The sequence below is a fragment of the Chitinophaga sp. 01L420 genome, assembly GCF_056399985.1.
This window is the reverse complement of record NZ_JBFTSK010000059.1, coordinates 40,742-52,363: the sequence shown is the minus strand read 5'-3', so window position 1 is coordinate 52,363 and position 11,622 is coordinate 40,742. Positions and strand designations below refer to the sequence as shown.

The following is an 11,622-nucleotide window of genomic DNA, read 5'->3' as shown; positions in this document are numbered from 1 at the left end:
TTCGATAACTTCATCCCGCAAATCACTGCACTGTTAAAACAAAACTGCCTGACAGCGCGCTATGATACAGATATTAGCAGCCGGGTCACCACCGTCATCGATGCACGGTTATATTATTCAAACGTTACAAAAGCAACGGACTACTACAATTTCAGGTATGGTTATATGATGGGAGTACAGGATGCTATACTGACAGACAGCATAGACGCAGGCAAACCGTACAACCTGAATAACATCTTTGGCAACCTGGTGTGGTCCTGGTCTCCACGCAATTACAACCAGTTAATCAGCTATGATCGCCTGCAACGACGTATAGCCCTAAGGGTTAAACAGATGCAGCCGGCCGATAAGACAGCGTTGGCCAATCAGTATCCGCTGGTAGAAGTATTTACCTACGGAGAAACACAGCCGGACCCGGCAGCGAAGAATCTTCGCGGGCAGCTGTACCAGGCAAATGACCTGGCAGGTATAGCGATTCGTCATGCTTACAATATACAAGGTCACTCCCTGGAAGATTCCCGACAGCTTACCAGCGATTATAAATTGCCACCTGACTGGAGCGATCCGTCTTCCGTGCCGATGGCGCCGGAGGTTTATAACATCGCCTATTCCTACAATGCACTGGGACAAACACTGACCCAGCAAACTCCCGATGGCGCTGTTACCACTACTGGCTATAACACCCAGGGACTGATTAACGCCATCTCCGTTACCTACGGCGACAAAACAACCCAACAGGTAATAACGCAGATCGATTATGATGCCAGTTCGCAGCGTACCAAAGTGTATTATGCAAACGGGGTGAGGACAGCATTTACCTATGAAGACACTACCTCACGACTGCTCCTGCTGAAAACTACCAGGCAGAACAACGATGTGTTGCAGAACATCGGGTACACCTACGACCCGGTGGGTAACATCACAAGAATGACGGATACCAGCATCGATATTGTATTCAGTAACAACCAGAAAGTAGAACCGGTAGCGGACTATACCTACGATGCATTGTACCAGTTGATCAATGCCAACGGCAGACAACATCCGGGTATCCTGGCTACTACCTACCAGAATAATGTTGCTGATGGAGATTTCAAGCAGAGTAAATTCAGTCAGCTACCGGCGGATCAATCTTCTCTTGAAAACTACAGAGAGCAATATAGTTACGATGATGCATTCAACCTGATAGCCACCCGTCATACCGCCGTTTCTGCTTCATGGACAAGAAGCACAGCTGTGGAAGATAACTCCAACCGGCTGCAGGGATTTACCTATGACGCATCGGGTAATCTCAGGCAGTTGCAGATCAACGACATGGTGCCTCTTTCCTATAACTGCTGTGAAAACCTGGTGAAAGCAGGTGTCATTGAACGTCCGCAGGAACCGGATGATAGTGACTACTACAACTACAGCAGTGAGGAGATCCGTGTCCGGAAAGTGTCTGAGCTGATGGCTCATGGTGGTGGTGCTTTGAGTATTACAGAGAAAGTATACCTGGGTAATTATGAAGTTAAATACGAGAAGACAACCGGCGCGCAAAATATAATGACCACTACGCTTACCCGGCAAACGCTGCGAATAATGGATGGTGATGCGTGTGTGCTGATCATCCACTACTGGAAGCAGGATGATAATAAGAAAGAAGCCACACCTGGTACCCGGCAACTACGCTGGCAGTTGGGTAACCTGCTGAATTCCGTTACCATGGAACTCGATACAACTGCACAACTGATCAGCTATGAAGAATACTATCCCTATGGTGGCACCAGCATCATTGCGGGCAGCAGCGAGGTAGAAGTTTCCCGGAAGGATTACCGCTATGCAGGAAAAGAATGTGATGACAGTACTGGTTTGTATTACTATGGTGCGCGGTACTATGCCCCCTGGTTGGGACGATGGCTGAAACCCGATCCTGTCGGGCCTGTTGATGGCATTAACCTCTACACTTTTTCGGGAGATAATCCGGTGACGTTCACCGATCCCAATGGTCAGACAAGGAGGGTAGCCGTAAGCCAAAGGGTCAGAAGACGGCTGGAAGATGCACATGCTGCCATCAACTACACGAGGACGGTTGTCCCATATGCCGGAAACGTTCATGATGATGTAGTGACTACCTATGCGGAAAGTACGGCGCGTTTCGGTGTTTCCAGGGATATTCTTCGTACAACATTTCTTGATGCGGAAGGCACTAGTGCTACAGATGCTTTTAACAGGGCTTCTTCCGCAGTCGCGGCACATGGGGGAGCATGCAACGAATTCAGTGCGCTTACCCACAGCTACCTCATTACCCACGCTTCGACTGAACCTGTAATGCGGGTATGGGATGCAAATGCACATCACTCCTTTACCCTGATAGGAGATCCCAGGGTATCGGAAAGGGAGACGGTGGTCGCCGATGCATGGCCGTCCCGATATCAGGCGTCGACCTTTGCGGATCTGGCATGGAGCCATGACTTTAGTGCCACCGGACTGAGTGTCACCACACAAACCCCTCCGGTTTCCGCCCAGCAGGCGGCATTAAACGTACAGACATTTAACACTGCGTTCGGGACAATTCCTGCTCAAGGACAAGCGGGTGGCGCCCTGCCGCAACATGCTCCGGGCGGCACAACCGGAAGGGACGATCCGAGAGGTGGACTTGCCCTGGGTGAATCATACGATCAGTATTACAACAGAACGATCACCTGGCACGGGATCTTTGGCAACACGCATAGCACCACACGGCAAGTACCACACGATTACTACAGCCGCAGCACCAGAGGAACAGGTGTTGTCGTCGCGCCGCATGTTGAACAAACGCGTATTACAAGAACCTTTCATACAGGTCATTCAGATTTCTACCTTGGACGAAGGAATTTCTGATCTGAATGGACGCTTTACATTACCTCAATACAAAATAACCATGAACACCCAAAAGAAATTAACTCCGGTTATACCCGCTTCTCTAAAGGGGTTCTATCACCGGCATCCTGAATTTGATATACTTACTGTCAACCTGCTCGATACAGATGTGCTCAAAACGCACGGATTGAAAACAGCATCTGAAGAACTACAGCAGCTCCGGAAGTGGCAGCGTCTATCCCGCGTCTCACCGGACGAAAAGATAGCACACACGCTCTATACAGCAGGCATCGACTCTGCACAGCAGCTCACCACCATGAGCCGAACCACTTTCCTGCATGAATACCAGGAAAAACTGGGAGATGCCGAAACGGCCAACAATGTATACGACAGGGCATTGCGCGTGAAAGACCAAACGATGCACCTGCTGGCTACTGTAAACGGGGTGGTCGCCAACAACTACTTCCGTAACATGGCGGTGAATCATATCAGCGATGAGGTAACCGGTTATTTTGAAGCCCTGTCTGATTACCAGCAAATTTTTGGCAGCCTCAATTTCTGCTCCTGTGAGGAATGCAAATCCGTATTAGGCGCCGCCGCTTATTTCGTGGATCTCATGCGGATTATAGACAAGGACATTACTGTTCCCAACTCACACAGTGCTAATCCTGTTCCTCCGGGTCTTACTTTACAGGCACGACGTCCGGACCTCTGGAGTATAGAACTCACCTGCTCCAACACCAACACCATGGTGCCTTATCTTCAGATCGTCAATGCTATTCTTGAAAACACCGTAGAAGATGCACTGATCAATGAAAATCCAGGTACTTATCCGGTAGTGTGGCAGGCGATGGCCACATCTGTCTATCCCTTTAATATACCCTATAACCAACCGCTCAACCAGATACGCGGGCTGCTTAAACAATTCCAGCTCACACTGAGTACCATCATTGCCGCATTTGATCCTAAAGAGTTGCTGCCTATAGGTTATGCCGTAGAAGAACTGAACCTCTCTTATGAAAGCTATCGGCTCGTAAAAACCCCTGCTACCACCGGCGCTGATCTGACCGCTGCCTATGGTACTCCCGTTGGCAACAGCGATAACGGCGGATTGGAGGTGCTCACCAAAATGCTGGATCAGACAGCCCTTGAGCGTAGTGACTTTATGTTCCTGCTTCACCAGCAGCTGTCCCCGGAAGAACGCGCAGGCGTGGCATATAGCTATATCCCCACCATCTTCGGTACCAGGCTGGTACTCATTTTTTTCGGAGATGAAGTACGTGGTTCTTTTAATGAAAATTATGGTACGCTCGAAGGCACCATTAAAGATAATGTCATCACAGGGACGTGGTCACAGGCCGGCATAGATCCTCCCGACAACCAGGGCAGCTTCCAGTTTACCATGGCTGCCAATCTTTCTTCCTTCACCGGCAAATGGATGAAAGGATACGAAAGCGAATGGGATCCCACTCCCTGGAACGGTACACAGACGGGTGATGCGCAGGCTACTACGCTCGCTCACCAGTTATTCATCAACCAGGGACTGTCAGCAAACGCATACATGAATGTAGTAGTGAACAAGACCGATCCGGATCATCCCTTCGAACAGATCACCAACATCAATCATGATACGCTGGACCGCCTGAACAGGTTTCTGCGACTGGCCGCAGCCATCGGATGGGATTACCCTACACTCGACTGGCTCATGACCTCTTTCGGTTATACAGCTGTTACCGACGAAATGTTGGTGACACTGGCAAATGTGAAAGCGTTGTCAGACAGGCTGAATATTCCTCCGGTGAACCTCGCCGCATGCTGGTTTGATATTAAAACGATAGGCATGGGCGATGGCACTTACTCTGAAGCGCTCTTCGATACCATCTTTAACGATCCGGCATTGATCCGCAATGGCGAAGACCTGGACTACTATCATCCTATCACCACTATTAGTGGTGATAATAAAAACGCGCTGTTCAATAATTCTCTTTACCTGAATACGCCTATCGACTGGATTGTTAGCCAGTCGCTCTATGATACCGAAAATGCCCAGGTAGCCCAGTCTGTACAATCCTCTCTTACCTATGCGCGCAGGATCGTTTCCGGTATTAAGGCCAGCAACAATGATCTTACGGCTATTGCTGCCAACTTCTTTCCTAAAACATCAAAGTTGACGCTGGGGGTAAGTACCCTGTCTCTCTTATACCGGCATACACTGCTGCCTGCACAACTCGGCCTCCCAGTAGCGGATTATCTGATCTTACTGAAGCTGACAGGCATGTCAGACAAACAACGTTTGTTGCCGGCAGATATCACGCAAATAGCAGATGTGTCAGACTGGATGAAACTTGCCGGTTTCAATGTATATGAACTGGATTATATTCTTAATAGTGTAACCAGTCTGTATGTCAATACTGGTTATACCAGGGATTCGCTGAGTGCTTTTCTGAAATCCCTTGTTCAGTATATACAGCCGCTATTGGCTACCAGTGGCAGTTTTATCTCCAATATCATTACGGCAGATGTATCTACTGCTTTCTTCAATTATTTTACCGCCAACAGTTTCATTGACGCCAAAGGGGTGGTGTTGAAGCAGTTGACGGATGCAGAAAAAGTTAACATCAAAACGATCACTTTACCTGATAACAGTTCTTACACACCTACGCCGGAACAGCTCAATGATGTACAGAAAAGATTGAATCAGATTTATACGGATCAGCAGCAGGCGGTTACGGGTAACCTGGCGGGGTTCTTCGGTGCAGACATACAGCTGACGGCGGTGATGATCAACGGCATTGGTACCATACAGAAAATACTTTCTGTAGTGGCGTTACTGATTAGTGATACAGGTGTTGATAACCCGGTCACGGAGCGCTTCATTCTTATGTTCTCGCAGCATCTGCTGTTATCTGTCAGGCTGTCGCTTACGCCGGATGAACTCAGCAACATTTACCAGTATCCGCAGGCATATCTGAACGGCAGTGGAGACGTATTTAATTTTACGCCCCTGCTTCTTTCCAATGTGATTAATATCTGGAAGATGAAAAGCCTGGTATATACTTTCCAGGATACAAAAAATCAATTCATCAGTTTCCTGGCGCTGGCAACTGCGGGTAAAGTGAACAATGATGAGCTGGCAAAGCTGTGCGCACTCACGGGCTGGCCGCTGGATCAATGTGTATTTGTGTGTAATCTGCTTTTCGGCGATGGCAATTTGTGCAGCACTGTCAGCCAGATTTACCAGGTAAATAATTGTTTCGTACTTGGGAAACAGTTAGGGCTGGATATGTATTTCATGAAATCGCTGGCATCACTTCAGCTGCTACCAGCCGCTGATAATAATAACTGGCTCGCCTTTACTGACAGGGCCAATGCGCTGACAGGTGCACTGCGTGCACACTTCGGAGATCAGGCATGGGTCACTGTTTACAAGCAATATAATGGCCCACTGCTCGAACAGCAGCGGAATGTGCTGGAAGCATTCAGTATATGGAAGCTCCGCAAAATATATGCAGACATCTCCAATTCAAGGGCACTGTACGAGTACCTGTTGATTGATGTGGATATGGGAGGATGCAGTGAGATATCGCTGATCCGGCAGGCGCTGAACTCTGCACAGTTATACCTGCAACGTTGCCGTCTGAATCTGGAGATCAATGTCAGCATCAGCAAAGATGATATTCCTGACAGCTGGTGGCCCTGGCTGATGAGCTACCGCGAATGGGAAGCGAACAGACAGATTTTCCTTTATCCTGAAAACTATCTGAACCCGGCGCTGCGAAGAACCAAGACCAGTCTTTTTACCCAGTTGGAAAATGATCTCTCACAGAATGAAGTGACCAAGCCGAGTGCAGATTTGGCATACAAAAAATACCTGGATGGTTTAAGTTACCTGTCGAAGCTGCAATATGTAGATGCCTGTCAGTATGTTGTACATGATCCTACTTTCGGTGCTACAGATACACTCTATCTCTTTGCCCGTTCACAAACCGATCCGGCCAACTTTTATTACATCACCCGGCAATCCGGAAGTATATGGTCCGAATGGAAGGAGATCAAGATCACGATTCCATCCATGTACATCACCCCGGTATATGTATTCAACCGGTTATTCATTTTCTGGACGGAGTTGTCCTCTGCGCAGGTAACAGATCCTACTGCCAGCAGTGACAGCACCCGGGCTACCGTTACTACTGCATCCGTTAATTATTCCTTTATCGATTTTAATGGTAACTGGACGCAGCCTCAATCACTCATCAGCAACCAGCCAATTGATGTTGCCAGCAAAACAGATCTGCATGCACCTTTCCCTGCTGCGCTCTTTGATGCTGATCAGCCTTACTGGCATAAAGTGGCTGCCATACCAGTTAGTAGTGATCATTACGCAGATGCTATTATCGGAAGATTAAGTGGCGAAAAACTGATGATCTATTATGGTCCTTTGCTGTCCGTAAATGGGCGCAGTACTGTCTTAACGTCATCCAGTGTACCCGTTAATAATGCCAGCATCACCGATTTTGAAAACACGCTGAGCACAGCTGTCAGCGACTATAATCAATTAGTCTGGGGGCCTGAAAATGCACAATTGCCGCTGATGGGGTCATCGGTAGTAGATGATATGCTGAATTCATCCTGGCTGATCAACCAGCAGGAATTCCGGTACCTGGCAAATGATATTTTCGGAGACAATTCCACACCTGCATTCCAGGCCGGATTTGACGATGTGTCTGGGGCACTGGTGTTGATTCCCGTTCCGAATACTATTGGCGCCAACTATACAGCAGGCATGGGCCTTCAACCTATTACGGCATTTCCTCCTGCCCAAACGGCCAATCTGTTGTCCTTCTACTGGCCGGAAGGGGGCATCTCTGCGGAAGATTCAGAAACCTATTTCTATAATCTGCAGGCACCGCAGGGACCACTCAACCTGGAGGGTGTTATTGATCCGGATATCGTGGTGTACAAAGTAAATATGATAGAAGCACTCATACAGGCGAAGGATGAAATGGTGGCCCGGTATGTACTCGATACGTTGTTACAGCTTTTCCTGGGCTCTCCATTAATCCTGGGTAACCCACAGGGAGCTGGCGCCGGGGTGATTCCCGTAAGGAACACGCCCTGCAGTTTCATTTTCCTGCATCCCGGCGGTACTTTTCTCATTGAACCGGAGGCGATTGTTCCGGAAATAACAAGCGCGCTGCAGGTGGCCTCCACTTTCGGATGGGTGGCCTCCAATGCTTTTATCAACAGCGGAATAAACATTGATGCAGCCAAATCGACCAGCATTTACCAGGGATTGCAAACAAAGGTAGTGGCACTCGTAGATCAGAACGGAATCGTTGACATGGAAGCCGTCTCCATTCTAACCCCCGCGTTGATTTACAGACCTTTGGCGATTACACTGTTGCAGGCACAATGGGTACTGAATGTGCTCATGTCATCCGGGCGTACCGGATTACGATACAACAGTACGACCGTCAATGAAGATGTGGATTACAATACCATGAAATTTGCTTCTACCAGATTGAATACCGGAGCTGTACAGGATCTCAGCAGGCGGTTGTTTACAGGAGGCATAGATGCCGTGTTGGCGCTGAGCGCCCAGCAGGCCCCCGTTAATATCGGGTATAGCTTCAGCGATTATCAGCCGGGTCCGCAGGTATCGCTGCCGGCAGCCAATTACAATAACCAGGTAGATTTCACGGGCCCCTACAGTCTGTATTACTGGGAACTTTTCTACTATACACCTACCATGGTGGCATCCCTGTTAAACAGTAACCAACAGTTCCTGGAAGCAGAACAATGGTATCAATACATCTTTAATCCAACATTACCTCCGGTCAGTTTAAAGCCGGATGCTTTTATCAACCGCGACATCACTAAAACACAGTCAGAACAATTTTATGCTGCACTCGTTACTGCCGGCTATATCGCCAACGGAGCCGTAACCGCTGCCGGTAACAGTGCTACGGTTCCGCAGATAGCACAGGTACTTGGACTGAATCTCAACAGAGATCCTGATGGCACCAATTTGAGAATAGCACGGGAAATGCAGAATATGCTGCAGAATAATTATCTGTCTACGCCGCTGGTGCGCTACTGGCAGTTCAATCCTTTCAGAAACCATACCATCGCCTCTATACAGAGTAATCTTCAAAACCCTGTACAGATAAAGGTTTACAACGATGATCCTTTTGATCCGGATGCCATTGCAAGACTGAGAATTGGTGCATATGAAAAGAATGCTGTCATGCAATATATAGATAACCTGCTGGACTGGGGTGATATGGAATTTACACAATACACGTGGGAAAGCATTACCACGGCTACGATGCTATATGTATATGCCTACGATCTGTTGGGACCACGCCCCGAAGACCTCGGCCCCTGCAGCAGTCAGCCTGCTGCGAACTTTGCGGATATCCAGGCAAAATATGGTGCGGACATACCACAGTTTCTGATAGACCTGGAAAGTACTGCCGGAAACCGGTTAGATCAGAATACCGGGAAGTCAGGTATTGCGTATAATGACCTGAATGTGTATTTCTGTGTTCCGGACAACAGCCAGTTTATGGGCTACTGGGACCGTGTAGAAGATCGTCTTTACAAAATCAGGCATTGTCTGAATATCAATGGCATCGCGCAGCCGTTGCCGTTATTCGATGCTCCGATTGATCCGAATCTGCTGATCAAGGCCGCTGCCGCCAACAATGGCGTATTAAGTGTTCAGTTTCCTTTCCAGCCGGCCGTTCCATATTACCGCTTTGAGGCCATGCTGACCCGTGCATACAGTATTACCAGCGCCGTGATACAACTGGGCAGTACCCTGTTAACGGTATTACAGAATAATGATGCTGAGGGACTTTCCCTGTTGAACGCATCGCAACAGATAGCGTTGCTGAACATGATCACCGTCATGAAACAACAGCAGATTGAAGAACAAAAAAATACCATCACTTCATTAAACGAAGCACTGCAAAGTGCGCAATACCGGCAGACATACTACATTGATCTTATTGACAATGGTTTGAGTGGAAATGAAAAAGCCTCGCTCATCCTGTCAGGAGCAGTGATAGCACCTCAGGAGCTGGCGGTAGGCATCACCGGCATAGCGCTTGCCGGCTACCTGTTGCCTAATATCTTCGGCTTCGCAGATGGTGGTATGCAGTTTGGTGAGGCCGTCAACTGCGGTGCACAGGTCAGCGATGGCGTAGCTTCCATTCTCAATCAGAGTGCGGCCATATTGGCAACCATGGCACAATTCGACAGAAGGTACGAAGACTGGGTCCTTCAGCAGCGAACTGCCACCTTTGAAGTAGCGCAGATGACTGCGCAGATTGCAGCTGCACACTCACAACTTTCTTTCTATCAGCAGGACCTGGCCGTACACCTGAAAAGCATAGAACAGGCAGCACGTGTATATGATTTCATCCGGACAAAATTCACCAACCAGGAATTATACCAGTGGATGATCAACCGGGTATCTTCCATCTTCTACAACAGTTACCAGCTGGCTATGACCACCGCCCTGGCAGCACAGACTACCTATCAGTATGAGTTGAACAACAGCGATACCTTTATCACCTACAACTACTGGGACAGTCTGCGTAAAGGGTTACTCTCCGGAGAAGGGCTGCTGCTTTCCCTGCAACAGATGGAGACTTCTTATCTTAATCATAACTCCCGCAATCTTGAAATTGAAAAGACAATATCATTGCGGCAGGCGTTTCCGCAGGAGTTCCTGAAGTTTATCTGGGGACACAATAACGGGCAGCAGGGCGTGTTCAATTTTACCCTGAGCGAACGCATGTTTGACTTTGATTATCCCGGTCATTACTGCCGGAAGATTATGACCATTTCCATATCCCTGCCTGCTGTAGTAGGGCCTTATCAAAACCTGAACGCTACGCTGACCCAGCACGCTAATTATGTGCTCCTCAAGGCAGATGCGCAGGATGTATCACCGGTCAATTACCTGGTCTATCTGACGAGTGCCGACTTCCAGGGTTCGGTACCCGCTGCACCATCTTCCAATGTGCTGCGCACCAACTGGATGCCGGGACAACAGATTGCAGTGTCAAAAGGTGTGGACGACAATGGTCTGTTCCAGCTCAACTTCAACGACGACCGTTATCTGCCGTATGAAGGCACCGGCGCCGTGTCCAGCTGGACATTCCAGTTGCCGCCTGATACCAACCGGATCAATTTCAACAGCATCTCAGATGTGATTGTGAAGATAAAATATACCGCCATTGACGGAGGGAATAGTTTTGCAACGAAAGTGAAAGCACTCTATAAAACCCCGGCGCCACAATATGTAAATCTGCTGGCGAAAACAATGGAGATGAACCAGACTTATGCCGACGCATGGTATAAGCTGTTCAACACACCACCGGCAGATAATAAGCAATCTATCACTTTCAATGTAACAGACAATTATGTCCTGACCACTCTCCGGAATATAAAACTGCATGCGGTGTTGTTACAATTTGAAGCAGCCGATAATGCATTGGTCAATGGCAGTGATTTTATGAGTCTGACGATTGGTACGGGCAGTCCTCAAAATATTTCCATCATAAATAATTTCGGCGAAACAGTACCGGCAGGTGTTACGGATGATGGATCAGCCGTTATATGGAAACTTACTTTCGATATTACTAAAACTCCTGCTGTCCTCCTCAATAACAATTCACCTAAATCACTGGATCCGGCCAAACTGCTGAATCTTGCGATGGTGGTGGTTTACGAGGCAGATGTATTCTGATGAAATCTTATTTTTTCACCCTC

At 48.2% G+C, this 11,622-nt stretch carries 2 protein-coding genes; both read left to right on the top strand.

The features are described 5' to 3' along the window. Positions 1–2,859, top strand: a 2,859-nt coding sequence (locus tag AC1DP6_RS32950; RefSeq protein ID WP_477058672.1) for an RHS repeat-associated core domain-containing protein, incomplete at its 5' end; no start/stop codon positions are given. Then, entirely contained in the window at positions 2,783–11,599 is an 8,817-nt protein-coding gene (locus tag AC1DP6_RS32945) for a Tc toxin subunit A-related protein (protein ID WP_477058673.1), read from the top strand. The genes AC1DP6_RS32950 and AC1DP6_RS32945, both read left to right, overlap by 77 nt. Positions 11,600–11,622 lie beyond the last annotated feature (23 nt).

Excerpts from the sequence above, each read along its gene's own strand:
- AC1DP6_RS32945 (WP_477058673.1), top strand. The coding sequence starts at position 2,783 with ATGTTGAACAAACGCGTATTACAAGAACCTTTCATACAGGTCATTCAG.